Source organism: Celeribacter ethanolicus, from assembly GCF_002407265.1.
Lineage (GTDB): Bacteria > Pseudomonadota > Alphaproteobacteria > Rhodobacterales > Rhodobacteraceae > Celeribacter > Celeribacter ethanolicus.
The window spans coordinates 1,582,135-1,608,987 of record NZ_CP022196.1; the positions used below are offsets into that span (position 1 = coordinate 1,582,135).

24 protein-coding genes and 1 riboswitch are annotated in these 26,853 nt (G+C 62.6%); of the genes, 5 read left to right on the plus strand and 19 right to left on the minus strand.

The window, feature by feature from the left end; translation table 11 throughout:
- The first annotated feature begins 1 nt into the window (after position 1).
- Positions 2 to 457, plus strand: a complete 456-nt coding sequence (locus tag CEW89_RS07735) for a hypothetical protein (protein ID WP_066704223.1) — start codon at positions 2 to 4, stop codon at positions 455 to 457.
- A gap of 77 nt (positions 458 to 534) precedes the next feature.
- On the opposite strand, the gene glmM is transcribed toward CEW89_RS07735, so the two are convergent.
- From glmM to CEW89_RS07775, 8 genes are all read right to left on the minus strand, one after another.
- Complete coding sequence (gene glmM, locus CEW89_RS07740; RefSeq protein WP_066704226.1) at positions 535 to 1,881, minus strand: phosphoglucosamine mutase; 1,347 nt, start codon at positions 1,879 to 1,881, stop codon at positions 535 to 537.
- Positions 1,871 to 2,899 carry a dihydropteroate synthase gene (folP, locus tag CEW89_RS07745; RefSeq protein WP_096805492.1) on the minus strand — a complete coding sequence of 343 codons (1,029 nt, stop codon included), beginning with the start codon at positions 2,897 to 2,899 and terminating at the stop codon, positions 1,871 to 1,873. Before folP ends, glmM begins: the two co-directional genes overlap by 11 nt.
- 1 nt (position 2,900) lies before the next feature.
- Positions 2,901 to 3,806, minus strand: coding sequence for a dihydroneopterin aldolase (locus tag CEW89_RS07750; protein ID WP_096805493.1), 906 nt, complete (start codon positions 3,804 to 3,806; stop codon positions 2,901 to 2,903).
- 156 nt (positions 3,807 to 3,962) lie between these two features.
- Positions 3,963 to 4,643, minus strand: coding sequence for a cell wall hydrolase (locus CEW89_RS07755; RefSeq protein ID WP_066704233.1), 681 nt, complete (start codon positions 4,641 to 4,643; stop codon positions 3,963 to 3,965).
- Positions 4,644 to 4,850: 207 nt separating this feature from the next.
- Positions 4,851 to 7,397, minus strand: a complete 2,547-nt coding sequence (locus tag CEW89_RS07760) for a putative PEP-binding protein (protein ID WP_198403516.1) — start codon at positions 7,395 to 7,397, stop codon at positions 4,851 to 4,853.
- A gap of 123 nt (positions 7,398 to 7,520) precedes the next feature.
- The gene (glyS, locus tag CEW89_RS07765; protein WP_096805494.1) at positions 7,521 to 9,749 is read right to left on the minus strand and encodes a glycine--tRNA ligase subunit beta; all 2,229 of its coding nucleotides are present in this window, start codon (positions 9,747 to 9,749) and stop codon (positions 7,521 to 7,523) included.
- Positions 9,750 to 9,752: 3 nt separating this feature from the next.
- Entirely contained in the window at positions 9,753 to 10,280 is a 528-nt protein-coding gene (locus CEW89_RS07770; RefSeq protein WP_096805495.1) for a DUF6446 family protein, read from the minus strand.
- The gene (locus CEW89_RS07775; protein WP_096805496.1) at positions 10,277 to 11,245 is read right to left on the minus strand and encodes a glycine--tRNA ligase subunit alpha; all 969 of its coding nucleotides are present in this window, start codon (positions 11,243 to 11,245) and stop codon (positions 10,277 to 10,279) included. The genes CEW89_RS07770 and CEW89_RS07775 overlap by 4 nt, the downstream gene beginning before the upstream one ends.
- Positions 11,246 to 11,484: 239 nt before the next feature.
- On the opposite strand from CEW89_RS07775, the gene CEW89_RS07780 reads away from it, so the two are divergent.
- Positions 11,485 to 13,260, plus strand: coding sequence for a serine protease (locus tag CEW89_RS07780; RefSeq protein WP_244906173.1), 1,776 nt, complete (start codon positions 11,485 to 11,487; stop codon positions 13,258 to 13,260).
- Between the two features lie 59 nt (positions 13,261 to 13,319).
- Here CEW89_RS07780 and CEW89_RS07785 read toward each other — a convergent pair whose 3' ends face one another.
- The 4 genes from CEW89_RS07785 to metZ all read right to left on the minus strand — a co-directional run bounded on the left by CEW89_RS07785 (position 13,320) and on the right by metZ (position 18,013).
- A complete protein-coding gene (locus CEW89_RS07785) occupies positions 13,320 to 14,045 on the minus strand; it encodes a DUF998 domain-containing protein (RefSeq protein ID WP_096805497.1) in 726 nt (241 codons plus the stop codon).
- Between the two features lie 31 nt (positions 14,046 to 14,076).
- Positions 14,077 to 15,525, minus strand: a complete 1,449-nt coding sequence (locus CEW89_RS07790; protein WP_066704258.1) for a TrkH family potassium uptake protein — start codon at positions 15,523 to 15,525, stop codon at positions 14,077 to 14,079.
- A gap of 80 nt (positions 15,526 to 15,605) precedes the next feature.
- Positions 15,606 to 16,709 (minus strand): GTP cyclohydrolase FolE2, encoded by a 1,104-nt coding sequence (folE2, locus tag CEW89_RS07795; RefSeq protein ID WP_066704262.1) that lies wholly within the window; start codon positions 16,707 to 16,709, stop codon positions 15,606 to 15,608.
- Between the two features lie 89 nt (positions 16,710 to 16,798).
- Entirely contained in the window at positions 16,799 to 18,013 is a 1,215-nt protein-coding gene (gene metZ, locus CEW89_RS07800; RefSeq protein ID WP_066704265.1) for an O-succinylhomoserine sulfhydrylase, read from the minus strand.
- A gap of 68 nt (positions 18,014 to 18,081) precedes the next feature.
- Positions 18,082 to 18,160, minus strand: a riboswitch (SAM riboswitch).
- Between the two features lie 129 nt (positions 18,161 to 18,289).
- On the opposite strand from metZ, the gene CEW89_RS07805 reads away from it, so the two are divergent.
- Genes CEW89_RS07805 through CEW89_RS07815 form a run of 3 tightly spaced genes read left to right on the plus strand, consistent with a single transcriptional unit; the run spans position 18,290 to position 21,093 of the window.
- Positions 18,290 to 19,219: a DUF726 domain-containing protein gene (locus tag CEW89_RS07805; RefSeq protein WP_096805498.1), complete on the plus strand. Its 930-nt coding sequence runs from the start codon at positions 18,290 to 18,292 to the stop codon at positions 19,217 to 19,219.
- 39 nt (positions 19,220 to 19,258) lie between these two features.
- Positions 19,259 to 19,975 (plus strand): glutathione S-transferase family protein, encoded by a 717-nt coding sequence (locus CEW89_RS07810; protein WP_066704271.1) that lies wholly within the window; start codon positions 19,259 to 19,261, stop codon positions 19,973 to 19,975.
- On the plus strand, positions 19,972 to 21,093 hold the full coding sequence (locus CEW89_RS07815) for an alpha/beta hydrolase (protein ID WP_096805499.1): 1,122 nt from the start codon (positions 19,972 to 19,974) through the stop codon (positions 21,091 to 21,093). Before CEW89_RS07810 ends, CEW89_RS07815 begins: the two co-directional genes overlap by 4 nt.
- Positions 21,094 to 21,096: 3 nt before the next feature.
- On the opposite strand, the gene CEW89_RS07820 is transcribed toward CEW89_RS07815, so the two are convergent.
- The 7 genes from CEW89_RS07820 to CEW89_RS07850 all read right to left on the minus strand — a co-directional run bounded on the left by CEW89_RS07820 (position 21,097) and on the right by CEW89_RS07850 (position 26,821).
- The gene (locus CEW89_RS07820; RefSeq protein WP_066704277.1) at positions 21,097 to 21,726 is read right to left on the minus strand and encodes an inner membrane-spanning protein YciB; all 630 of its coding nucleotides are present in this window, start codon (positions 21,724 to 21,726) and stop codon (positions 21,097 to 21,099) included.
- Between the two features lie 11 nt (positions 21,727 to 21,737).
- Positions 21,738 to 22,640 carry a DMT family transporter gene (locus tag CEW89_RS07825; RefSeq protein ID WP_066704280.1) on the minus strand — a complete coding sequence of 301 codons (903 nt, stop codon included), beginning with the start codon at positions 22,638 to 22,640 and terminating at the stop codon, positions 21,738 to 21,740.
- Positions 22,641 to 22,708: 68 nt separating this feature from the next.
- The gene (locus tag CEW89_RS07830; RefSeq protein ID WP_081423791.1) at positions 22,709 to 23,503 is read right to left on the minus strand and encodes an amino acid ABC transporter permease; all 795 of its coding nucleotides are present in this window, start codon (positions 23,501 to 23,503) and stop codon (positions 22,709 to 22,711) included.
- A 24-nt stretch (positions 23,504 to 23,527) separates the two neighbouring features.
- Positions 23,528 to 24,322 carry a transporter substrate-binding domain-containing protein gene (locus CEW89_RS07835; protein WP_096805500.1) on the minus strand — a complete coding sequence of 265 codons (795 nt, stop codon included), beginning with the start codon at positions 24,320 to 24,322 and terminating at the stop codon, positions 23,528 to 23,530.
- A 102-nt stretch (positions 24,323 to 24,424) separates the two neighbouring features.
- A complete protein-coding gene (locus tag CEW89_RS07840; RefSeq protein WP_066704290.1) occupies positions 24,425 to 24,856 on the minus strand; it encodes a GNAT family N-acetyltransferase in 432 nt (143 codons plus the stop codon).
- Positions 24,856 to 26,139, minus strand: a complete 1,284-nt coding sequence (gene ftsY / locus CEW89_RS07845; protein ID WP_096805501.1) for a signal recognition particle-docking protein FtsY — start codon at positions 26,137 to 26,139, stop codon at positions 24,856 to 24,858. The genes CEW89_RS07840 and ftsY overlap by 1 nt, the downstream gene beginning before the upstream one ends.
- A 64-nt stretch (positions 26,140 to 26,203) precedes the next feature.
- A complete protein-coding gene (locus CEW89_RS07850) occupies positions 26,204 to 26,821 on the minus strand; it encodes a lysoplasmalogenase (protein ID WP_066704296.1) in 618 nt (205 codons plus the stop codon).
- Positions 26,822 to 26,853 lie beyond the last annotated feature (32 nt).

The following is a 26,853-nucleotide window of genomic DNA, read 5'->3' on the forward strand; positions in this document are numbered from 1 at the left end:
GATGCAGATCAAACCGCTCCTTGCCGCCTTGTTCCTGATGACCAGCCCCGCCGTCGCAGGCGATCTGGCTCCCGATTACGCTGTCCTCCCTCTTGCCTCGCATCATTACGGCGACTGGGGCGAGGAGGACGGTGACGATTTCAATGAATTCAACCCCGGCCTGATGTTCACTTGGGCCGAGCGTGCCTATGGGCTGAACTACACCTTCGGCGCCTACCGCGACAGCCGCTCGGACACCTCTCTGCATCTGTCCGCCGCGAAAATGTGGGACATCGGCCCGCAGGCGCAGGCCGGGATCGTCGGGGCCTATATCCACTCCTTCGGCGACGGCTACACGGGCTTCGCACCCTCCTTGCAGGTGAGCTACAAATCCGTCTTCCTCAATGCCGCGACCGGCTATGACGATGGGATCTACGGCGTGATTTCAACCGGGATCATCATCCCGCTCGGTCGCTAAGCCAGCACGAACCCTGTCACAACATGAAAAAGGCGGCCCCATAAGCCGCCTTTCTTGTCCAATTCGAACATTGGCGCTTATTGTGTTGCTGCTTCGACTGCGGCCACGACACTGTCCACTGCTGCGTTCAGAACCGCCTCATCGACACTTTCCGCCATCACCCGGATCAGCGGCTCGGTTCCGGATTTGCGAATGAGCAACCGACCGTTTCCGCTGAGTTTGGCCTCTGCATCGGCAATCGCCGCCTTGACCTGCGTTTCTTCCAGGGGCAGTTGCCCGGTCGCATAGCGCACGTTCTTCAAAAGCTGCGGCACCGGTTCGAAGACCTGCGCCAATTCAGAGGCCTTGCGACCGCTCTCCACCATGGCGGCAAGGAACTGAAGCCCCGCCAGCAAGCCATCCCCCGTGGTCGCGTAATCAGTCATCACGATATGGCCGGATTGCTCTCCCCCAAGGTTGAACCCACCCGCACGCATCCGTTCGACCACATAGCGGTCGCCGACGGCAGTGCGTTCAAGCCGCAAGCCCTCGGCCTCCAGAAACCGCTCAAGCCCGAGATTCGACATCACCGTCGCGACCAGCGCCCCGCCCGCAAGCCGCCCCTGATCGGCCCAGGTTTTCGCCATCAGCCCCATGAGCTGATCGCCATCGGCCACCTGCCCGCGCTCGTCCAGGATCATCACCCGGTCCGCATCGCCATCGAGACAGATGCCAACATCCGCCCCATGGGCCACCACCGCCTCGGCAGCGGTCTGCACATAGGTCGAGCCGCAGTGGTCGTTGATATTCTTGCCATTCGGCGCAGTGCCGACGGGGATCACCTCCGCCCCCAGTTCCCAAAGCACCTCCGGCGCGGTGCGATAGGCCGCGCCATGGGCACAGTCGATCACCACTTTCAGCCCCTGAAGGCTCATACCGCGCGGCAGGGTCGATTTCACCCGCTCGTTATAGCGGAACCGCCCGTCGTCGATGCGTTTGGCCCGCCCGATATTGTCGGCCTGCGCCGGTTCGACGCCCTCTTCCATCAGCCGCTCGATCTCGCTTTCTGCCTCGTCCGAAAGCTTGAACCCGTCGGGGCCGAAAAACTTGATGCCATTGTCCTCGGCCGGGTTGTGCGAGGCGGAAATCATCACACCGACATCCGCGCGCATCGAGGTGGTCAGCATCCCGACCGCAGGCGTCGGCACCGGCCCGAGCAGGAACACGTTCATGCCCGTCGAGGTGAACCCCGCCGTCATCGCGGTTTCGAACATATAGCCCGACAGACGCGTGTCCTTGCCGATCACCACCCGGTGCTCACGCCCGCTGCCCCGGCGGAAATACCGCCCGGCGGCGGCCCCGAGTTTCAGCGCCATTTCGGCGGTCATCGGATGGCTGTTGGCGCGCCCGCGCACCCCATCCGTGCCAAAGAATTTACGCGTCATGGCGCTCCCCTGTCCCTGTCGCCGCCTGCCAAAGCGCAAGCGCCTGTTTCGTCTCTTTGAAATCATGCACCCGGTGGATCTGCACACCCTGCCCGAGGGCCGCAAGCGTCACCGCAATCGTGCCGGGCGCGCGCTCCTGGGCCACGGGAGCCTTGCCGATCTTGCCGATGAACCCCTTGCGCGACACGCCCAGAAGGATGCCGCACCCAAGACCGTGAAACAGCGAGATTCGCTCCAGAAGCGCCAGATTATGCGCCACCGTCTTGCCAAACCCTATGCCCGGATCGACGAGAACCTGCGCGCGCGCAATGCCCGCCGCCTCGGCCAAACGGATGCGGTCTTCAAGGAAATCGTAGACGTCGAGCAGCACGTTGTCGTACTGCGGATCGTCCTGCATCACCTCTGGATCGCCCTGCGCATGCATGAGACAGACCGGCACGCCGGCCTCCGCGCTGACCCGCGCCAGATCGGGGTCATGCGTAAAAGCGTAGACATCGTTCACGAGACTCGCGCCCGCCCTGAGCGCCGCTTCCGCCACAGGCGCCTTGCGCGTGTCGATGGAGATCGGCACCGGACTGATCTGCCGAATTGCAGAAATCACCGGCGCAGTGCGGCTGATTTCTTCGTCAACCGGGATGTAATCCGCGCCGGGCCGCGTGCTTTCGCCGCCGATGTCGATGATCTCGACCCCTGCCGCAATCATCTCCTGCACCTGTGCCAAAGCCGCTTCGGGACGATTGAACTTGCCGCCGTCGGAGAAACTGTCGGGGGTGACGTTGAGAATACTCATCACGGACGGGGCAGTCAGATCGAGCCCGGCCAGCACAGTGCGCGGCGCCGTCAGCCGTGCCCGGGCCTCGTCTGAAAGTTCGGACACCGGCAAAATCTCCGACGGCGCGTCCCGGCGCAGCCGTTCGACATGGCTGAACCAGCACCAGCCCCCCGCCAGCGTCAACGCCCCCTCGGGCCGGGCCGGATCGCAGCTCGGGATCGGTCGGTCGTAAAACGCCTGTGCCATCTCAGGACAGCTCCACCGCCGCATCGGGGTCGCGGAGCTGCGCCCCCTCGATGTCCACCGACCCGAGGCTCAGCACCTCGGTCGCGGACAATTCCTCAGCCAGCCAGGCGACCATTTCCGCGATGCCGCCCTTCGGCCCATGTACCGCATCAAGCACCAGTTTCGAGGGCGCCCAGACGGAAATCTGATCGTGTTTCATCGCCCAGTCGAGCTCCGTGCGGGTGGCCCGCACCACGCAGCGGGCATCGCGCCCGGCCAGAACCCAGGCATTCTGCTCCATCGCCAAAAGGTCGATCCGGCGTTGCGCCGCCTTATGTGCCGCTGTCGGCCAGTCGCCCGACGGCAGCCCCACGGTCAGGATCACCGGACGCGGATCGGCTTCGAGCGCGTCGATCCATGCGGAAAGCCGTGCACTTGCCAGAGCCTCCGGCCCGAGATGCACGATCAGCGGATGCGGCACCGGGGCATCCATCGCCACGGCACGGCCGATCTGATCGACGCTGCGCACGATCTCGACGCCAAGCGCACCGGGGCCACGATCCAGTTTTTCGACCCGCACGAACACCCGGAAGGCCCGCGGCTCCGTCAGAATACGCTCGGCGATCCGCTCGGCGAGGGTTTCCAGGAGGTTGAGACGCTCGGCCTCAAGCTCGGTATGGATCGCCTCGGTCAGCCGGTCATAGGACAGGATGCGATCCACGTCGTCGTCGATCGGCCCGGTGACCGGCGTCAGCTCGACCACGATGTTGAAGGACACCCGCTGGCGCACGCCGCGCTCGGCCTGAAATGCGCCGATTTCCACATCCACCACATGATCGCGCAGAGAGATACGGTCCAAAGGGACGGCATCGGAGGTGGCCAGGGCGCGGGCTTCGGGGTGCTCGAAAGCCTGTCGAATTTCGGACATTGACGGTCCCTTTTGCAAGTTCGGCCCTTGCTACCGTTTTGACGGCGGCGGGCCAAGACCGAATTGCCTTCGGCAGATGCCCCGACGTCCAACGGCAAAACCCCGCCGTTTTACGGGCGGGGTCTGAAACAATTCCGTGATTTTGCACGTTGAACGTTACGCTCGCGGCATCCGATAGAACATGTGGACACCGATTTGCGCGGTCTTCGCGAAGCTGCGCGCCCAACGCGGGCTTACCGCGCGCGTATGGTAATGGGTCGCGCCCTGCGTCAGCGCGCGCGGCGCGCCGTCGAGCATGAGCCGGGCCACCTTGCCGACCTGCTCATAGGCGGCTTTCTCGCGGATCACGTCGGAATAGCCGTCACAGGTATAGGTGAACTGGCATTGGTATTTCTTGCCCGTGCCCTGATGCACCACGCCGCAGACCGTGTTCGGGAAGGCAGGGGAGGACACGCGGTTGAGGATAACTTCGGCCACGGCGAACTGGCCCTTAACGCTTTCGCCGCGCGCTTCGAAATACAGCGCCTCGGAGAGGCATTGCCATTCAGTGTCGCCGGTGGCGACCGGACGACTGTCGAGGAAAGCCTTGCTATAGTCGACCGCAGGGATGGAGGATTTCGGCTTGAAGCTTTGCAGGAGCCGCTGGATCGCGTCCGTGCCTGCCGTTTCGAGACCGTCGCGCTCCTGATCGAGAAGCGCGTTCAGTTCCATGCCGAGCACAGGGTTCGGATCGTTCGAGTGGCTCACCGTCACTTCGGCCTGCGCCGCGCCGGTCAGCGCGCAAAAACCGAGCGAGGCCAGAAGCGCGAACGCCTTGAGCCGAGCTGAGAATGTCATAAGGGCTATCCCTCCATTGCGCCCCGAAAGCGGGGCCTCACGGGTGGTTTCGAGGGGCGGACATAGGGGGAAAACGCCCAGAGGTCCACCCCAGGGCGTCCCGAGCGGTTTCCAGAGCGTCAAGCCAAAGGCGGAAACCGGCCTTCACCTCGCCAGAAATAGGCGGGGCTTCGCCTTTATTTTCAGCACTTTGTCAAAAGACTGTGATTATTTTGCATCTGCGGCGACAAGCTGCGCCGCAGCAAGGCGGGCGACGGGCACCCGGAAAGGCGAACAGGACACGTAATCGAACCCCGCCGCCCGGCAAAAGGCGATTGATTCGGGGTTGCCGCCATGTTCGCCACAGACCGCCACGGTCAGCTCCGGACGCACCTTGCGCCCCCGTTCAGCGCCGATTTTCAACAGCTCGCCGACACCTTCGAAATCGAGCGTGTGGAACGGATCCTCCGGGAACACGCCCTGTTGCACATAGGCGTTCATGAAGCGCCCGGCATCGTCGCGTGACAGGCCGTAGGCCATCTGCGTCAGGTCGTTGGTGCCGAAAGACAGGAAAGCCGCGTTCTGAGCAATGTCACCGGCCCGCAGAGCCGCACGCGGGGTCTCGACCATGACGCCGAGCCGATAGGTGAACTCCGCCCCGGTCTCGTTGCGCACGGCAGCGGCCACCCCGTCGATCTGGGTCTTGACCAGTTCGACCTCGCGTTTCGCGGAGACCAGCGGGATCATGATCTCCGGCACCACGGGCGCGCCGTGTTTCGACGCCTCGATGGTGGCCTCGAAAATCGCGCGGGCCTGCATCTCGTAAATCTCGGGGAAGGTGATGCCAAGCCGAACGCCCCGCATCCCCAGCATCGGATTGAATTCCGACAGCCATTCGATCCGGCGGGTCACGTCGGAGAGCGGCAAGTCGAGCGCCTCGGCCAGTTCCTTGGCCCCTTCGCGGTCCGAAGGCAGGAATTCGTGCAACGGCGGATCGAACAGGCGAATGCAGACCGGCAAGCCTTCCATGATACAAAAAAGCTCAATGAAGTCAGACCTTTGCATCGGCAAAAGCCGCGCGATCGCCTCCGCCCGATCCTCATGTTTCGCGGCAAAGATCATCTCCCGCATCACGGTCAGACGGTCGCCTTCGAAAAACATGTGCTCGGTCCGACAGAGCCCGATGCCCTGGGCCTTGAAATTGCGCGCCACCGCAGCGTCCGACGGCGTGTCGGCATTGGCGCGGACCCCGATGTCGCGGATCGCATCGGCCCAGTCCATCAGCGTCACATACCAGTGGTCCTTCACCGGCGGCAAAAGCCGCACCGCCCCCAGCAACGCCTCGCCTGCGGACCCGTCGAGCGTGATCACATCGCCCTCTTCAAGCTTGCGCCCGTCTTCGAGCGTCAGCGTGCGTTCGCGGGAATTGATCCGGATTGAGGCGCCAACCACACAGGGCATGCCAATGCCACGCGCGATCACCGCCGCATGCGAGGTCACCCCACCGCGCTCGGTCAGGATTCCGACCGAGGAATGCATGCCGCGAATGTCTTCCGGCGTGGTTTCACGCCGCACCATGATACAGGGCTCCCCGCGCGCTTCATAGGTCTGCGCATCGGTGGAGTTGAACACGATCCGCCCGACCGCCCCGCCCGGTGAGGCGGCGATCCCTTTGGCCAGCACATCACGGCTGTCCGTGGGATCGACCTGCTGGTGCAACAATTCGGTCAGCGACCGCGCCGGCACACGCAGGATCGCCTCTTCACGCGGAATGATCCCGTCCTCGGCCAGTTGCACGGCGATCCGCAGCGCCGCGCGCGATGAGCGCGGCACACGCACGGCGTCGAGCACGAAAAGCTTGCCCTCGGAAATGGTGAACTCGACCTGCATCTCCTCGCGCAGACGCACCCGGCAGAGCCGTGTCATCTCCACGAGCTTGGCGAACAGGTCCGGCTGCGCCTCCTCGAGAGACTCGCCCCGCTCGTCCTTCGAGAGATAGAGCACGCCGCAGGCCCCCTTGCCGAGCGCGGCGCGTCCCTGGGCCTGACGCAGGTAGCGCCCCTTGATCACCGGTGCGCCGGTCTGCTCGTCGACAAGTTGCACCACGCCCGCACCGCTCTCCCCCGGTCCAAGGCCCAGCGCCATACTTTGCACGATCAGCCCGAGCCCGGCATCGGCGGGCGCGCCTTTCGCCTGACGCAGAAGCCGCGCGGTCGTGCCCTCCCAGGCCCGCGCCATGGAGCGCAGCACCTGGCCGAGCTGATGAGCCGGGTCTTGTGGAAACGGATCGCCGGTCTCGTCCTCATGCGCCTCGAGCGCGGATTTCAGCGCCTCATGCACCGGCACGGAGGCGTCGAATTCGAAGAGTTCCGGGTCGAGACGTTCGACATGCACGGCAAAGGCCTGCACGAACCGCAAATACAGCGCATCCGCCGCTTCCGCCCCATGGCTTTCGGTGAGCTCCGCGTGACGGGCGTCATTCATCCCGATATTGAGGATCGCGCCCGGTCCGCCCCAATCCGGGTCCTCAGACGAAGGCCGCACGGACAACAGGGGTGCATCACCGAAGACACGCAAAAGCGCCTTTTTGTCAAAGGCTTGCCCCTCCGCAAGGCGATGTACCGCATCGAAGGACAGGGCGACGGTTTCCGGCACGGGGAGATCGAGACGAATGAGCCGTTGCAGGCATTTCGCCCGCCCGCCATGGGTATTGACCGCGATCGGAGCGACGCGGCGAATGCGGGTGAACCCGAGGATGTCGCTCTCTTGCTGCACTGCGGCACCTCCCTTTGCGGGAACGCTACGCCTCCAGCGCCCGTGAGCGCAACCAATAAGCGTAAGGCATCAGAAATTGGCGAAAAACCGTTGCCGGAAAACGATCCCGGCAACGGGTTTCAATCAGTTTTCGATCCGCGTCAGATCGGCGACCGACAGGCAAATCTCGCGGATCCGGCCCAAAAGATTAAGCCGGTTCCGCCGCACGATGTCACTGTCGGTGTTGATCTGCACCGCCTCGAAGAACGCATCAACGGAGGGGCGCATATCGGCCATGGCGGACATGGCGGCGGTGAAATCTTCTGCCTTCATCGCCGGTTTGATCTCCTCGGACGCAGTATCCAAAGCGGCGAACAGCGCTTTTTCTTCGTCCGTTTCGGCAAATTTCACATCCGGGCCGAAGGAATATTCGACACCGTCTTTTTCCTCGGCCTGTGTCAGGATGTTGTTGGCGCGTTTGAAGCCCTGGATCAGGTTGGTGCCATCCTCGGTGTCGAGCATCGCCTGCAACGCACGGGCGCGCTTGACCAGAAGCGTGATGTCGTCATTGCCCGGCATCGCCAGACAGGCGTCGATCACGTCGTGGCGAATACCCTCGTCTTTCAGGAAGACCTTGAGACGGTCGTGGAAGAAGGAGAGAAGGTCGTCGGAGGTGTCCGGCACGGTGCCCGCAACGGCCTTGACCGCGTCTTTCTGACCTTCGGAAAGCTTGTCGGAAATTGCATCGAAAGCGGCCCCGAAGACGCCATGCTCAGCAATCTCGTCGAGGATTTCCTTCAGCGTGTCGATGATCCCGTCATTCTCATCGGTCGCCGCGATCTTCTGCGCCAGAAGCTGGGCGTCGATGAAGCGATCGAGGCTCATGCGCACATCATTGGTGATCAACAACCGGATCACCCCAAGCGCCGCACGACGCAGCGCAAACGGGTCTTTCGAACCGGTGGGTTTCTCGTCAATGGCCCAGAAGCCCGTGAGCGTGTCGAGCTTGTCGGCCAATGCGACAGAAACCGAAACCGGATCGGTCGGCACATCGTCGGATGGGCCCAGCGGCGAATAGTGATCGCGGCACGCATCCGCCACGGCATCGGACAGACCGGCGATCTTGGCGTAATAGCGCCCCATGATCCCTTGCAGTTCCGGGAACTCATAGACCATTTCGGAGGACAGGTCGGCCTTAGCGACTTTCGCGGCCGTTGCTGCCTCGGCAGACTCGGCCCCGACGATGGGTGCGACGTCAGACGCCAGAGCGGCGATGCGGGCGATGCGTTCACCTTGCGAGCCGAGTTTGTTGTGGAAGGTCACATGGGCCAAGGGCGCGGACATGGCTTCCATACCCTCGCGCTCGACGGTGCGCACATCGTTTTCCCAGAAGAATTTCGCATCCGACAGACGCGCGGAGAGCACCTTTTGGTTCCCTGCCAGAATGGTCGCGCCATTGTCGGCGGTCTCGCGGTTGGCGACGGTGACGAATTTCTCGATCCGTCCGGTTTTCGGGTTCTTCACGGAGAAGAATTTCTGGTGCTCGCGCATACTCGTCTGCAAAACCTCCGGCGGCAAGCCGAGGAAATCTTCACCAATCTCGCCCATCAGCACAACAGGCCATTCGACCAGGCCGGCCACCTCAGAAAGAAGCCCTTTGTCTTCAACGACCTCCAGCCCCTGCGCAAAGGCCTGGTTGGTGGCATCGTGCCAGATGTGATCGGCGCGCTCTTGCGGATCGAGCACGACAAAATTCTGTTTCAGCTTGGCAGCGTAATCGTCGAAAGACGTCACCTTGAAGCTGCCTGCAGACATGAAACGATGGCCCCAGACGGTGTTGCCGGAGGTGATGCCGTCGATTTCGAGGGGCACAACCTCGGCGCCATCTTCGCGGGTCATCAGGCAGACAATCGAATGCAGCGGACGCACCCATTTGAGGCTGCCCGCGCCCCAGCGCATGGATTTTGGCCAAGGGAAATTGCGCACGGTGGCCTCAAGCACCTCGGCCACGATCTCGGCGGCCGGACGCCCCGGCTTGGTGATCTTGGCGAAATAGACCTGACCTTTTTTCTCGTCGCGAATTTCAAGATCGTCTTTCGTCACCCCGGCCCCGCGCAGGAAGCCTTCCAACGCTTTTTCGGGCGCGTCCACACGCGGACCTTTGCGCTCTTCGACCGTGGTGGGCGAGGCGTCCAGAAGCCCCTCGACGGACAGCGCCAGACGACGCGGCGTCGCAAACGCGCCAGCGGAGGCATAGGTCAGACCGGCCTCGACAAGACCGTTCGTCACCAGAGATTTCAGGTCCTCGGAGGCACGTTTCTGCATCCGGGCCGGGATTTCTTCGGAGAAAAGCTCGATCAGCAAGTCAGCCATGGGTCAGTTTCCTTCAGGGGCGGGCGGACAGCCCGCAGGCGCGGGTTTGCCGTCGAATACGGCCTCCCCGCAACGGTTAGCTTGGGTCCAGGCATAGCCGTGACCGTCCGGATAGACGGCAATCACACGGTCGAAGCCATAGGTGATATTCTCTTCGCCCATAAAGGCGACGGCACGCCCCGCCTCAAGATCGGCCCCGATGCGTTTCGCGTCGAAACACGAAAACCACGAGGGCGCGATCAGCGGCGACGGGCGGTCGTAGGGCCGGAAGGTCTCGGTCATCATAGCCACGGAAAGCGGCGTGGTGAAACAGGCCCGGAACTTGAGCGGCGAGGTGTCAGCGTCGATCCCTTCGAAATCCTCGGCCAGAATGTCCTCGGCCAGGCCTTCAAAGCTGGTCGCACGGATCGCAGCGGCAGGCGCCGAAGCATCCAGCCGGTCGTAATATGCATAGACCTGCGTGTAATACAGGCCCGCTCCGAACACGAGTGCGAGCACGACGATGAACCCTGCGATCAGCTTGCCATTCATGCGCTCTCGACCTCGGGCGCGGTGTCCGGCGTCCAGCCGCCCGCCGTGGTCTGCACGAAGGCGTCGGCACAGGCCTTGGCCAGGGCCCGCACGCGCCCGATATAGGCCTGCCGTTCGGTCACCGAAATCACGCCGCGCGCGTCCAGCAGGTTGAAGATATGCGACGCCTTGATGCATTGATCATAGGCCGGATGCGCCATGACGATGCGCTTGCCGGTCTTCGGATCAATCTGCGCTTGATCCAGAATGGCGTGGCATTCCTTCTCGGCATTGACGAAATCCGACAGCAGTTTCTCGGTGTTGGCCACGTCGAAATTGTGCCGGGAATATTCTTCCTCGGTCTGTTTGAACACATCGCCATAGGTCAGCGGGATCGGCGATTGCGGATCGTTGAACGGCATGTTCATGACGTGATCGACGCCCAGAACATACATGGCGAGGCGTTCGAGCCCGTAGGTCAGCTCGCCGGATACCGGCTTGCAATCGTGCCCGCCGACCTGTTGGAAATAGGTGAACTGCGACACTTCCATGCCATCGCACCACACTTCCCAGCCAAGCCCCCAGGCGCCCAGCGTCGGGCTTTCCCAGTCGTCTTCCACGAAACGGATGTCATGCAGATCGGTGTCGATGCCGATGGCCTTCAGGGACCCGAGATAGAGATCCTGCAAATCCGGCGGCGACGGTTTGATCAGCACCTGGTACTGATAGTAATGCTGCAAGCGGTTCGGGTTCTCGCCATAGCGCCCGTCGGTCGGGCGGCGCGACGGCTGTACATAGGCCGCCGCCCAGGCGTTCGAGCCCAGAGAGCGCAGCGTCGTCGCCGGGTGGAACGTCCCCGCACCGACCTCCATGTCATAGGGTTGCAGGATCGCGCAACCTCGCGAGGCCCAGTAGCTCTGGAGCCTCAGGATGATCTCCTGAAACGACCGCGGTTTCTCGACATTTTCGGAGGGGGACAGGGACATGGGGTCTTTCGCCAATTCTGCTGTTCAAACGCGGGCTCATCCCTAGCGAGGCCCGGCGGGGGCGTCAATGACAAGGCGGGCCGCGACGCCCCCGAGCGCCAATTTCCCGGCAGTTTTACATCACAAGCCCGCCATTTGCCCCCTTGCCGCCCCACAGCATGTTGACCTTCACGTCAAACCTGTTTTCTTAAGCCGCAATATAAGGGCCGAAGGGCCCGCAAGACATGTAAAGGGTTTTCATGAAAAGGTCTCTCGCCGTTGCCCCGCTGGGGCTCGCCGCCACGCTATTGCTGTCCACGGCTCTTCATGCCGAACAATGGATTCAGATCGAAGCGCAACCTTCCCTCACCGAGGCCACCGAGGCCGCGCGCGGCTATGCCGGTCGCCTGCCGAATGTCGTGGGCTTCGAGCTTCCGGGTCGTTGGAACGCCATCGCGCTTGGTCCCTATGCGACCGAGGCCGAGGCCGAAGCGGCCCGTCTGACGCTGCGCGCTCAGGGGCTGATCCCCGGCGACAGCTACCTGACCGACGGTGGCCAGTATCGCCAGCCGTTCTGGCCGGTGGGCGCGACGCTTTCCACCCTGCCCCCAGCAACGACACCGGAAGTCTCAGCCCCCGGAGCGACCGAGACCGCCATGCCCGCCGAAGAGATGCCCACGGAAGCATTGCCCATGGCCCTCCCCGACGAGACCCCGGCCCAGGCCCGAGCCTCCGAACGCGCGCTCAGCCGCGAAGACCGCGAGGCGCTTCAGACCGCGCTGAAATTCGCGGGCGTTTACAATTCCGGCATCGACGGCGCTTTTGGCCCCGGCACGCGCCGCGCCATGTCCGACTGGCAGGCGATGAAGGGCTATGACATTACCGGCGTGCTGACCACGCAGCAACGTGCCGAGGCCCTCGGGGCCTATCAGGCCGTGATCGACAGCCTCGGCATGGCGCCGGTGGCCGACGAGGTGGCGGGGGTGACGATTTCCTTGCCTCTGGGGCTTGTGGAATTCGACGCCTACGCACCGCCCTTTGCGAAATACAAATCCAAGGACGGCTCCGGCGTTCAGGTCATGCTGATTTCGCAAACCGGCGACGAGGCCACTTTGGGCGGGCTTTACGAAATCATGCAAACGCTTGAAATCGTGCCCATGGACGGACCGCGCACGCGTGACAACCACTCTTTCAGCCTCACCGGCACCAATGCAGAGATCACGTCGCACACCGAGGCGCGTCTGGTGAACGGCGCGGTCAAGGGCTGGACCCTGATCTGGCCGACGCCGAAGACCACCGATGATCAAACCCGGCACCAGATGGCGCTGGACGCGATGAAATCCAGCTTCGCCACGCTCGACGGCGTTCTGCCCGACGCTTACGGCGAAGGGGCCGCGCAGGACATCGACCTTCTGGCCGGGCTCGACATTCGCCGCCCCGAAAAGGCAGGCTCCGGCTTTTACGTCGATGACAAGGGCGCGGTTCTCACCTCCGCCGAACTTGTCGCCTCCTGCGCCAAGATCACCATTGACGACGGCTATGAGGCCACCGTCACCGCGACCGAGGACGGCATGGCGCTTTTGACCCCGGTCGAAACCCTTGCCCCCCTGAGCGTCGCCAAGTTCGACAGCCAGTTGCCGCGTCTGCAATCCGAGGTCTCGGTGTCGGGCTATGCCTATGCCGGTCGCCTCGATGCGCCGACGCTCAATTATGGCCTCATGGCCGAACACAAAGGCCTGTCGGGCGAAGAGGACCTTCTGCGTCTGGCGATGACCACGCTTCCGGGCGAGGCCGGTGGGCCGCTTCTGAACTCCTCCGGGGCTGTGATCGGAATGCTCGCGGCCAAAGACGCCATCCCCGAGGCCCAGGCCCGCAGTCTGCCCGAGGATGTGGCCTTTGCCTATGACATGGAAAAGATCGCGGGCTTCCTGTCGGGTCATGGCGTCACCGTCTCGGCCTCCGACAGCGCCACCTCCGACACCGATCTGGTGCGCATCGGACGGGACCTCACGGTTCTGGTAAGCTGCTGGAACTGAGCCCCGGCAAAACGGTCCACTGAAACGATCCACGAAACCCCGCCTCCTCCGGCGGGGTTTCATTTTTCTGAGGCCACCGCACGCCGCAACAGGTTGAGCGCCGCCTGATCCGCCTTGCCCTTGGTCAGCCAGGCGAGCGCAAAGATCCAGATCCCCACGGCCTCGCCCCAGAACACCAGATTATGCGCCGCGACAAACGCCTCCGCCCCGCCCCAGCGCGCCATGGCAAAAGCTCCGGCGATCCCTGCCAGAGCCACGAGAATGCCATAGCCGCAGGCCTTGTAGATATAGGGACGCACGCGGCTTTCGGTCTTGGGGAATTGCACGAGGCAGAAGACGACGAGGCAGAGGAAAAACACCAGCGCCGAGATGTTATGCACCCAGGAGGACCCGCCAACACCGATCAGCTTTTGTGTCACCGTTTCCTCCGGCGGCATACACTGCGCCATGCCCTCCGGCGGGATGCAATCGGCCAGCGATGGGAAGAAGGCCACGAGCAGCGCGGACATCCCCGCGACCGAGGCCAGCACCTGATCGGAGAAGGTCTCGTCCGAGCGGCGCGGATAGCCTTTGTAGGCGATCAGGAACACGCCAATGGCGGCGAGCGATCCGGTGAACACCTCGCGCAGAGGCGAGAAGAAGAAATTCGACACGCTATCACGCAAAGCATGTTCGAGCCCCATGCCTCCGACGATCAGCACGGCCGGCAGAAACAAGGCGATCACGCCCAGCGCCTGCCGCACCCGGTAGAAGCTCATCACATGCGGATCACTGTCGTCACCCATGGCCATCCCTTTCAACGCGCGGTTGAACGGATTATGCCCGCCAGAACCGGATCGTGAAAAGAGCGAAAACCGACATGACTTCGAGCCGTCCGATCAGCATGGCGACGGCCAGGATCCATTTCGCCGGATCGTTCACCGTCTCGAAATTCCCCGAGGGTCCGATGATGTCGCCAAGCCCGGGGCCCACACAAGCCAGTGCGGTCGCAGCGCCTGAAACGGCGGTGATGAAATCCAGCCCGGTGGCGGCCAGCAGCACCGAGGTGATGCCCAGCGTGACGATGAAAAACGAAAAGAACGCCATGACGGAGGACAGCACGTCCTCGGTCACCGGGTGGCCCTGATAGCGCGGGGTAAAGACGCCGTTGGGGCTGTGGATCTTGCGGATTTGCGCCCGCATCGAGGCCCAGAGGAGCTGATAGCGGAAGACCTTGACCGAACAGGCGGTCGAACCCGCGCAGCCCCCGATCAGGCCGATGAAGAAGAACGCCACCGCCGGGAAAGCCCCCCAGAGCTGATAATCCGTCGAGGCATAGCCCGTGCCGGAAATGATCGAGGTGACGTTGAACAGACCTTCGCGGAAGGAATGCTCGAAATGGTCCTGATTCACCACCAGACGGTAGACGGCGAACGCGATGGTCAGACCGAAAATGATGATCAGGTAAGCATGAATCTGCGTGTCGCGCCAAAAGGGTTTGGCCGTGCCCGCGATCAACTGAACATACCGCACAAAGGGCAGAGAAGCGAGGATCATGAAGAAGGAAGACACATATTCGGCCGGTCCCTGAAAGGCCCCGAAAGAGGCGTCCCGGGTGGAGAACCCGCCGGTCGAAAGCGTCGTCAGCGCATGGTTGAGCGCATCGAAAATGTTCATCCCCACAAGCACATAGCCAAGGAAACAGGCCACCGTCAGGGCAATGTAGATGACCGAGATCCGCGCCGCGATCTCCCCCGCGCGCGGCAGGACCTTGCCGTCGGTGTCGAAGGCTTCGGAGCGGAACACCTGCATGCCGCCGACCTTGAGTTCCGGCAGGAACACCATGGCGACGACGATGATGCCGACGCCGCCGAACCATTGCAGCATCGAGCGCCACAACAGGATGCCCGCTGGCAGGTCGTCGAGGCCGGAGAACACCGTGGAACCGGTGGTGGTCATGCCCGACATCGCCTCGAAAAACGCATCTGTCAGGTTCGCCTCGGTCGCGCCGAGCATGAAGGGAATACCACCGAACAGCGGCAGGATGAGCCAGATCAGCGTGGTCAAAAGGAACATCTGCTGGATCGACAGGCCCTGTTGCTGACCGTTCTGGGTGGCAAGCGCCAGGGCCGCGCCGACCACGAAGGTGATGACGCCCGCACGAAAGAACACATGCCATTCGCCCGACCCTGTCGAGAGGTCCACCGCCATGGGAATCGCCATCGTCAGGCCGAGAAGGCCGACGAGCGTTCCGATCACATATCCCACTGGCCTCAAATCCGTCATGGCGCCAAGGCTTGGCCGGGCTTGGCCGGCAAGTCAAGCGCACCCGTCACGTAAAGAGGTCGCAGGTCTGTGTTTGCGCCTCAGCCGATGTGGAACAGGGTCGAAAACAGCTTCGGGTCGAGACTTTGCGCGGCGAAAGTCTCGCCCTCCGTCAGCACCGACACCGCATCGTGGGAATGAAGGCTTTCCTGATGCGAGGCGATCACCCGGAAGTCTCCGATGCGCCGGTCGTTTTCGAGCACTTCGGAGAATAGCCGCGCGGCATCCTCGACAAAGATCGGATTGGCGGCGTTCAACTCGGCAAAGGCCTGTTCATCCTCGCGCTTGACCATGACCTGGGTCTCGGTCGGGATCGCGCGGCGACACAGGTCGATCAGATCCTCGAACCAGAGCGTGTCCTGCCGGTTCTTCACCTCGACCGAAATCCGCGCCACGGAGCGCTGCGAATGCGGTGTGGCCAGTTGGTGCCGCGTGCGGCGGGCATGTTCGGAAAGTTCAAGCGAACAGGGGCAAGTGGAGCTGTAGACATAGTCCAGATGCATGATTTCTTTCATTTTCCCGCCCTGCTCCACCAGTTCGAGAGCAATGTCGTAATACTGGTAGCCCGCAAGACCCGAGCGCAAAGAGCGGCGTTTCACCGGGAAGGAAAACCGCATCTGGATACGCGCATCGAAGCTTTCGAGATCGCTTTGATAATCCCTGAGCGCCGCCTCGATCACATCGAAAGAAAAGCTCCGCTCCGCGTGTTTGTAGAACGAGCGCATGATCCGGGACATGTTGATGCCCTTTTTCTCCGCCTCCAGGGACACGGTGCCGGTGACGGAAGTTTCGAGCGTCAAATCTCCGTCGTCGCGGGTCTTGAACCGGATCGGCAGGCGGAAATTCGAGATGCCGACATGCTGGATCTGCCGTTTCGCCCCTTTGATCAGGCTTTCCGGCCCGTTCTGCAAATCCGGCAGGCCTTCCTTATAGGCCTCCGAGACCTCGAAATCTTCTGGGTAGGCGCGGCGCAGCGCCGGGTAATTGGCGAAATCGTCAGCCTCGGGCAGAAGCCGTGCAATGGCCGGGTCGAGCTCTGCCACTTCGGTCGGCGATGCGCCCTTGGCCCAGTCGCGCAGGATCGCAAGAGCGGCCTCGGCGGCCGCCCTGTCGTTCTTTTCGAGATCGCTCGTCTGCATGTTCATCCGCAAACCCCTTCCATTTGGCCCTCATATAGGAGGTTCTCAAGGATTTACCAATACGAAGGAAACTTGCGCCAGGATCAAACCCGACCTCAAACCGCTTCGAGCGCGTTCAGGATATCCGCGATGATGTCATCCGTGTCCTCGAGCCCCATCGACAGCCGCACCAGCCCGTCCGTGAGGCCGAGCTCCGGCCGTTTTTCCACCGGCACGTTCTTGTGCGTGGTGGTGCAGGGGTGGGTTGCAATGGATTTCGCATCGGCGAAGTTGTTCGAGAGCGTAAACACCTCGAGCGCATTGAGAAATCTGAACGCCGCGTCCTTGCCGCCCTTGAGATCGACGGTGATCACGGTCCCGGCGGCCTCTGATTGCGAAATCGCGAGATCGTATTGCGGATGGGACTTATAGGCCGGATAGCGCACGGAAGCGAGCGCGGGATGGCCGTCGAGCGCCTCACAGAGCTTCATCGCCGTCGCGGCCTGTTGCCGCACGCGCAGGTCGAGCGTGTCGAGGGACTTGAGCTGAATCCAGGCGTTGAAGGGCGAAATCGCTCCGCCGGTGTGTTTGATATACATCTCCACCGGGCCGCGGATCAGTTCCTTGTCACCGGCGATGATGCCGCCCAGACAGCGCCCCTGCCCGTCCACATGTTTCGTGGTCGAATAGATGATCAGATCCGCTCCGCTCTCCTTGGCGTAGGAGAAAATCGGCGTGCACATGGCGTTGTCCACCACGACCAGCGCCCCCACCGCATGGGCCAGTTCAGACACCGCCTTGAGGTCGATGACCTCAAGCGTCGGGTTCGAAATGCTCTCGCAGAACACCGCTTTGGTGTCGGGCCGGATCGCCGCCTTCCATTCGTCGAGGTTCTTGCCATCGACCAACGTGGTCTCCACCCCGAATTTCGGCAGCACTTCGGTGACGATGTAGAGGCAAGAACCAAACAGCGCCTTCGAGGACACCAAATGATCGCCCGCCTTCAGGACCGACATCAGTGCGCCCGCGACGGCGGCCATGCCCGAAGCGGTGGCAAAGGCGTCCTCGCAGCCCTCGATCGAGGCCATCCGGTCCTCGAACATCCGCGTCGTCGGATTGCCGTAACGGGCGTAGATGAATTCGTCCTCGCCCTGATCGACAAAACGCGCTTCCGCCGCCTCCGCCGTGTCGTAGACAAAGCCCTGCGTCAGGAACAACGCCTCGGAAACCTCGCCATATTGCGACCGACGGACGCCATCGTGGATGAGTTTGGTCCGGGTTTTCCAGGTGTCTTTGAACTGGTTCGATTTCGACTGGTCTGCCTTGGTCATGTGATCCCTTTCGCCATTCCTAATCCCCATTCGATCAAGGGCTGGGGCACGGCGGGTTCTGACCAACCCGGTGTCTCGTCCTGACCTCTTTAGCGGAGTTTTTAACGTGGCCCGCAATCCGGAGAACAAATCGCCACATGGGGCGTGGGGTACAAATCCTGCGACATTCTGTCAACTGCGCCCGCCCCCGTTAACAAAGATTCACCGCCCTGTCGCAGCATCGTGACACTCCCGGCGCATCTTCGCGCGCGAGCAGAGCCATCAAAGGCGGGTCCCATGCCCCTTGTGAAGATCAATGCCGACGGTCCCTTCTTGCCGCCCGACACCCGTGAGCGGTTGCGTCAGGCCCTCGACGCCACGCCTGCGGGCGCGCCTGTGGTGATCTGTATCCATGGTTACAAGTTCTCTCCCCATGTGCCGGCGCATGATCCGCACGACCATATCCTCGCCCTCGACCCCGAGCTCACCTCCCGCAAGGTGCTGAGCTGGCCGCGCGCGCTTGGCTTTGGCACCGGGACGGCACAGGAAGGCCTGTGCATCGCGCTCGGCTGGGAGGCGCGCGGCACGATCTGGCAGGCCTATGACATGGCGCGTCAGACCGGGGAGGCGCTGGCCCGTCTGATCTGGAAGATGGACCGCCCCGTGCAACTCATCGGCCATTCGCTCGGCGCGCGGGTGATCCTTTCCGCCCTGCCCCGGCTGCCCGCCGTGGCAGTACGGCGCGCGATCCTGCTGGCCGGGGCAGAATTCCGTTCCGCCGCGTACCATGCTCTGGACAGCGAGGCCGGGCGCACGGTGGAAATCCTCAATGTCACCTCACGGGAAAACCGGCTCTACGACCTGATGTTCGAGATGGCCCTGCGGCCCGATCACGGAGCGTCACGTGCGCTCGGGGCCGGGCTTGGCGCGCTGCGGCGCAACTGGTGCGATCTGGCCATCGACAATGTCCGGGCACGCGCCGTGCTCGACCGGCTCGGCTATCCGATTCCCGCTCCCGACCGGCGCGTGTGCCATTGGTCTCCCTATCTGCGCGCGGGGCTATTCGACCTCTACCGTGTGGCCCTGCGCACGCCCGAGTGTCTCCCGCTCGCGCTGTTGCAGGACGAATTGCAGTCGCTCACACTCCAGGCCCCGCCCCGATCACGATGGCGTGCGCAAGAATCTGTCGCTTCGCCCTTGTCCTTTTCGCGCAAAGCGTCATCCTGACGCGCATCCAACAACCGGATGACTGCACGGGCCTGACAGATGATCGAAACCCCCATCACGCTTTACTACTGGCCGACGCCGAACGGCTGGAAAATCTCCATCGCACTCGAGGAGATGGACCTGCCTTACGAGGTGAAACTCGTGAACATCGGCAAGGGCGAACAATTCGACCCCGCGTTTCTCAAGATCGCGCCGAACAACCGTATGCCCGCAATTGTCGACCCGGAAGGCCCCGACGGGCGGCCGATCTCGATTTTCGAGAGCGGCGCGATCCTGCAATATCTCGCGCGCAAGCATGACAAGTTCTATGGCGGCGGCGAACGCGACCGCACCGTGGTCGATCAATGGCTGATGTGGCAGATGGGCGGGCTTGGCCCGATGGCCGGCCAGGCACACCACTTCCTGAGCTATGCGCCCAATATGGAGCCTCCGAACGATCTGCCCTATGCCAAGACCCGCTATCGCAGCGAGGTCGCCCGGCTTTACGGCGTGCTCGACCGGCGGCTGGCCGAAGAGGAATTCGTGGCGGGCGACTTCTATTCCATTGCCGATATGGCGATCTGGCCCTGGGCCTCTCTGTGGGAGAAACAGGAACAGACGCTCGATGACAAACCGCATCTGAAACGCTGGATCGCGCGCATCGCCTCGCGTCCCGCCGTGCAGCGCGGGCGCGCTCTGGCCGCGGAAAAACGCACGGACGCGGCGCAGGACAAGGATGCGCAGAAGGTGCTGTTCGGCCAAGGGGGACAAAAGTGATTCTCACCCGGCGGGAGATGGTTCTGGGGGGCGGCGCGCTCGTGTTGAGCGGCTGTTCTCCCCCGAAGATGACCATCCCGCCGGATCTCGCAGAGATTCCCGTCGCGCGGCAGCGGGAGCTTTTGGTGGTGACTAACCGGCAGGTCTCCGCCACGCAAGGTATCGAGTTCGACAGCCAGAGGTCGGACAAGATGTTCTATTGCGACTACGGGATTTCCGTCCCGGAGGACCGCAAGCCGGGAGAGTTTTCATTTCCGAGAACCCGGCTCGACCCGAAACGCGAGTTCTTCGTCACCGAGAGCACGCATTTCGATGCGGAGCGCGCGTTTCTCGACCGCCTCGACACCCGGCTCGCCAGCCTGCCCCGGGGAGAGCGCAATGTCGTGCTTTTCGTGCATGGCTACAACGTCTCCTATCCCGGCGCGGTGTTTCGCGCGGCACAGATCGCCACGGATTTCAACCTGACCCAACCGATGGTCCTGTTCTCATGGCCCTCCGCCGGGCGGCTGTCGCGCTATGCCTACGACCGCGATTCAGTGCTCTACGCCCGCACGGCGCTGGCCGAGACCCTGCGCCTGCTGAGCCAGAGCCGCGCCGAGAATGTCATGTTGCTCGCGCATTCCATGGGCGGACTTCTCGCGATGGAGGCGGTGAAGCGGCTGGCGCTCGAAAATGACCGGCGCACACTGTCGCGGCTCAATGGCGTGGTTCTGGTGCAGCCCGACATCGACGTCGATCTTTTCCGCCGTCAGGTGATGGATCTGCGCCCCCATGATGTGGATCTGGCGGTCTTTGCCTCGCGCCGGGACCGCGCACTCAAGCTTTCGGCGGTGCTGACCGGTGGGCATCCTCGGGTCGGCGAGGCAGAGAATATCGAAGAGCTGCGACGGCTTGGCGTGGTGGTGATCGACACCTCCCATGCACCGAAAGGCGATCCGCTCGGCCATATGGCCCTGATGCGCTCGCCCGCACTTCTGGCGATGATCGCCTCCGGAGAACTGGTGGAACGCATCGTCTCGGGCGCGCCCGGGCAGGACATCCTGATCGACGGGCTGAGCCTCACCGGCAAGGCAGCGCTGGCGGTGGCGTACCTGCCCTATACGCTGACCGGAAGCTGAGAGCTATTCCGCCGCATCCTTGTCGGCGGCTTTCTCTTCGGTCGAATGCCGTGCCATAAGCCCTGACTGGCTCATGAAAAACGCAAGCATGGCGATGGGCAGGCCGAAGGTCTTGAACTTGACCCAAGCGTCCGTGGTCATCGTGCGCCAGATCGCCTCGTTAGCGACGGCCAGCCCAAAGAAGAACAGCATCATGCGGAATTCGAGCTTGCGCCACCCCTCGGCATCCAAGGGCATGACCTCGCCCAGAACCAGCGAGAGATAGCTTTTCGAGCGCAACAGGCCGAGGCCCAGAATGGCGCCGAACATGATGTAGATCATCGTCGGCTTCATCTTGAAGAAGCGCTCGTCATTGAGCCAGATCGTCAGCCCGCCGAACACCACGACCAGCACCAGCGTCATGATCTGCATCGCCGACAGCTTGCCGGTGAGTTTCCACAGCGCAAGGGTCGACAGTGCCAGAAGCGGGATGAATACGGCCGTCATGACAACGAAACCGGAATAGTCCGCCCCTCCGATCAGGAACGTATGATCCCTGAGTGCGATATAGCCCGCAAAAAACGCAAGGATCGGCCCCATTTCCAGAGCCGGCTTGATCCAGGGTTTCATCTGCTTCTCAGGAGTCTCGGACATGCGTTTACCTCTCAGCCACCCATCTCAACTATGACCGCGCCGAGCGCAATCAAGGCCATGAGGGACAATCTTCTCGGCCCCACCTTTTCGCCCAGCACAATCCAGCCGATGAGCGCGGCAAAGACGGTGGAGGTTTCCCGCAGCACGGCAGCTTCGCCCACGTTGTCGAGCCGGGTCGCCAACATGATACAGCCGAAGGAGAAATAGGCCACAATGCCGCCGAAGAAGCCCTTGACCGCCAGAGGGCCGAGCGCCGGTTTGTATTCCATATTCTTGTAGCGCAGAAAGGCCACCACCGGCATCACCAGCCCGTCGAGGAAGAAGAACCACGCGAGGAAGGTGAACGGATCAGCGGTGGACCGGATGCCGTAAGCGTCATAGGTGGTGTAAAGCGCCACGAAAGCGCCGGTCAGAACCGCGAGCATCAGGGCGGGCACCATGGTATCGCGCCCGACCGTGATGGTGCGCAGGTTGTAGAGCGCCAGCCCGAAGATGCCGGAGATCAGCACCAAGACGCCGAGCCACTGCACCAGCGTGAAATGTTCGCCGAACACGAAGCCCGCACCGATCACCGCAAAGAGCGGCCCGGAGCCGCGCACCACGGGGTAAACGACCGTATAGGCGCCCTTAGTGTAGGTGTAGCCCTGCGCGATCTTGTAGCCCATATGGATCAGGAACATGCCCGCAAAGATGATCCACATATGCGGTTCCGGCCATGGCACGACGAACAGCGCGAAGGGCGCCGCCATGATGCAATAGAAGAAATCCATCGCGCCGCGTGACAGCCAGGGATCGTGCCGTCCCTTTTGCAACGCACCGAACAGCGCATGCAGGAACGCCGCCATCAGCGCCAGAATCAGCGCCGCGTGATGGCCCGTTTCGGTGCCTTCGAGGGACAGGATGAAATCGCTCATGCCTTCCTGCTATCCCTCGCCCCCTGACAAGTCCAGAGCGTGAAACTGCACAGCAACCTGCGCATCGCTCAGGAGGACCGGTCGCGCAGGTGTCGCTCCAGTCGCCGGAGCGCCAGAGACAACGAGATGGTCATCATCAAATAGAGAAGTGCGACCACATTATAGGTTTCGAAATAGCGGAAATTGCCCGCAGAGGTCACCTTGCCCAATTGCGTGATGTCGGTCACGCCCAGAACGGACACGAGTGAACTGTCCTTGATCATCGCGATGAAATCATTGCCCAATGGTGGAAGCACCGTGCGCAGCGCCTGCGGGAAAATGATCAGGCGAAAGCGCAGCCAGCCGTTGAGACCGAGCGCCTCGGCGGCCTCGATCTGGCCCTTGTCGACGGACAAAAGCCCGGCGCGAAACACCTCGGCGATGAAGGCGGAATAGCCGATGGTCAGCGCAATGATCGCCCGCCACATCAGGGAAAAATCCCGCGTGCGGAGCGGATCGAAGCCCAAAGGCACGGTGATGGAATTCACCGCCGTGACCACCATCGGCGCAATGACGAAGGCCACGTAGAGCAGAAGCACGAGGATCGGCACGCCGCGCACCACCTCGGTGTAAAACCGCGCGATCTGGCGCAGAACGATAAAACGCGACAGCGAGGCGGTGGCGAGCAACAGTCCCAAAACGATGGCCAGAGCAAAGGCCACAAGCGTGACGAAGACCGTCACCCAGATGCCTTTCGACAATGTTGTCAGGACTTTGGCGTATAGATCATCGGCGATCACCCGGTAAAACAGGTAACCGCCCAAGAGGATCAGCGCCACAAGCCAATAGGGAAAGTCTTTCGACCCGTCCGCCGGTTTGCGCAATCGGGTCTTCGCAGGTCGCAAGCCTTATTCACCCATCTTGTAGTCGAGGAACCATTTGGTATTGAGCGCGTCGATCGTGCCGTCTTCCTGCATCGCGGCAATCGCGGCGTTGATCGGGGCGACCAGATCGGAGCCTTTCGGGAAGATGAAGCCGAAATCCTCGGTGCCCAGTTTCTCGCCAACGATCTTGAGCGCCCCGTCCGAGGTCGCGACATAGCCATTGCCCGCCGTGCCATCGGTCAGCACCAGATCGACATCACCCGCACGGAGCGCCTGCACACAGGCACCGAAGGTCTCGAACAGCTTCACCCGCGGGTTCGCCTCGTTGCCGTCGAGCACATCATAGACGCCCACGTAAAACGGCGTGGTGCCGGGTTGGGCGGCAAACAACAGGTCCGGATCGGCGGCAAAAGAGGCGGCATCGGTGAACCGCGTCTCATCGCCCCGCACCAGCATGACCATCTCGGAACGCATGTAGGCATCTGAGAAATCGACCATTTCGGCGCGATCCTCGCGGATGGTGATGCCGGTCATACCCATGTCGTACTGGCCTTCGGAGACCGCCGGGATCATCGCGTCCCAGGAAATGTTCTCATAGTCCAGAGTCGCGTTCAGCCGCTTGGCAATCTCCGCCATCGCATCGTATTCCCAGCCCACGGCCGCGCCCGAGCCGTCGATGAATTGCAAGGGCGGATAGGCGTTTTCCGTCACAACGACGATCTCGCGTCCGCCCAGATCGGGCAGGTCGGCGGCAAAAGCGGCGGTCAGAGGTGCGGTGAATGAGACAGCGGCAAGCGCCAGAGCGGAAAGGATTTTCATGAACGACTCCCTGAGATGTTTCCCCGGAGCTTAACCTCTCCGCCCGCTTTGGCAACGGATCGCCCCGCCCCGGTGCACGGCCCCGCTCGGGCTGCCCGAAATTCAGGCGGCGCGCGGGCCGTCGCCGCGCATCAGCCCCGGCATATCGGAATAGGGGTTGGGCACCAGCATGCCGTCGGTCGCTTCGATAAACGCATAGGCCGGATCGAGATAGCCCGCGTTGATCAGCGCCTCTTCAAGCGTGCGCACCACGAAATCGGTGCGATATTCCGGCAAAACGCCCATGCCCCAGATCCGCGCCGGGCGATCTTCGCGCTCCGGATCTACGACAAGCATCGCCGTGCCGACAAGGCGCGGCCCATCGACCACAACCATCTCGGAATAGAGTTCGCGATCCTCGGGCCAGTCCTCGCCGGTTTCCTCCGGGCAGACCGGATAATCGAAGAACAATTCCTGCATGGCCTCGCGCCGGGCCACGGGATCGCCGCCCGACACCCAACTGTTCGGGCCGATTGCGTGCAGAATTTCGAGCATCAAACCTCCAGACCCATCAGGGCCGCGGCAAATTCCTCGGGATCGAAGGGCGCAAGATCGTCGATCTGTTCGCCCACCCCGATCGCATGGATCGGCAGACCGAATTTATCGGCCAGGCTCACCAGAACGCCGCCCCGCGCGGTCCCGTCGAGTTTCGTCATCACGAGGCCGGAGACATCCGCGAGTTTCTGGAAGGTCTCGACCTGCGAAAGTGCGTTCTGCCCTGTCGTGGCGTCGAGCACAAGCAGAGTGTTGTGTGGCGCGGTTTCGTCCTTCTTGCGGATGACCCGGACGATTTTCGCCAGCTCCTCCATAAGATCCTGCCGGTTCTGCAACCGCCCCGCCGTGTCGATCATCAAAAGATCCGCGCCGCTTTCCTGCGCCTTGGTCATCGCATCGAAGGCAAGGCTCGCCGGATCGGATCCCTCGGGCGCGGTCAAAACCGGCACACCGGCGCGCTCGCCCCAGACCTGCAATTGTTCGACGGCGGCGGCGCGGAAGGTATCGCCCGCCGCGATCACAACCGACTTGCCCGCCGCCTTGAACTGCGAGGCGAGCTTGCCGATGGTCGTCGTCTTGCCGGAGCCATTGACCCCCACGACAAGCACCACCTGCGGCGTTTTCCGGTAAAGCGGCATCGGTTTCGCCACAGGCTCCATGATCCGCGCCACTTCGCGCGCCATCAGCCGCTTGATCTCCTCGACCGACAGCTTCTTGCCATAACGACCTTCCGCCATGGCGGCGGTCACGCGCATGGAGGTCTCGACCCCCATGTCAGCGGTGATCAACAGCTCTTCGAGCTGTTCCAGCATGTCGTCATCGAGTACCCGGCGGGTGACGGTCTTTTGCTCTTTCCGGCCCAGGAGCCGCCCGAGGAAACCCGGTTTGACCGTCTCAGCCGGGGCTTCGATCACATCCTCGACGGGAATTTCGGTCGGAATTTCAAACGGCACCTCAGTCGGCTGCTCCGCAGGCATTTCGACCGGCGCAGGCCTCACATCCGGCTCCGGCGCGACCGGCAGTTCCTGCGGCACATCGACAGGCTGGTCCTCCGGAAGCGGCTGAGGCACGATTTCCGGATCGGGGTGCGGCTCAGGAACAACCTCCGGCTCAGGCTCAGGAACCGGTGCGGGTTCGGCCTTCGGCGTTCCGGACGTTTCCTCGACAAAGGCCTCCTCGATACCGCTTTCCGCGCCGCCATCCTCGACAATGGCTTCCAACCCCTCGTCGATCTTCGACGAGGATTTCATCAGACGGGATTTGAGTTTCGAAAAAAGCGACATGGGGCCTCCGTTCCTGTCGTCACTTAATGAGTCTCTCCCCAAGAAGAAAGCCCCCAGCGCACGCTCAAAGGACAAAGGCGCCAAGGATCAGCGCCTGTGCCGCAACATAGAGCAGCCAGAGCACATATCCTGCCCATGTGCTCAGCGCCCGCATCTTCCCCAGCCGGAACATCTGAATCGCGAGGATCAGGTCGGAGGCGACGAAAGCCACCGCGCCGAGACTGGCGAAACGCAGTTCTGCGGGCAGGTTCACCGCCGCCACCGCCATGGCGCAGATCAACAGCACATAGATGCGCACCGGGGCCTTGAGCGCGCCGGTGTGTGGCGTGAGCCAGACCTCCGTCGAAAGTGCCAGCGCGACAAAGGGCAACACGGTCCAGAGCGCAAGATTTTCCACATGCCCGACGAACAGCCCGAGGTAACAGAGATGCCCAAGCGCGAAGCCGATCAGCCCGATGAGAAACGCCCGCTCACCGGGCCGCGACAGCGCCCAGTCGCCAAAGGCCGAGAGCGCCAGCCCGGCAATCAGCAAAAGCGGCGCATGTGACAGACCTGCGATCACGGCAAGCAGGGCAACCGGCAGGGTCTTGATCCCGCTGCGCCAGAGCGCGGGCGGCTGCGACGACAGGGGCACGTAACTCAGCGCAAAAATCGTCGCGACACCCCAAAGCCACATCTCCATATCGCCCCTGCCTTTCACTGTTTTCGCTTTTG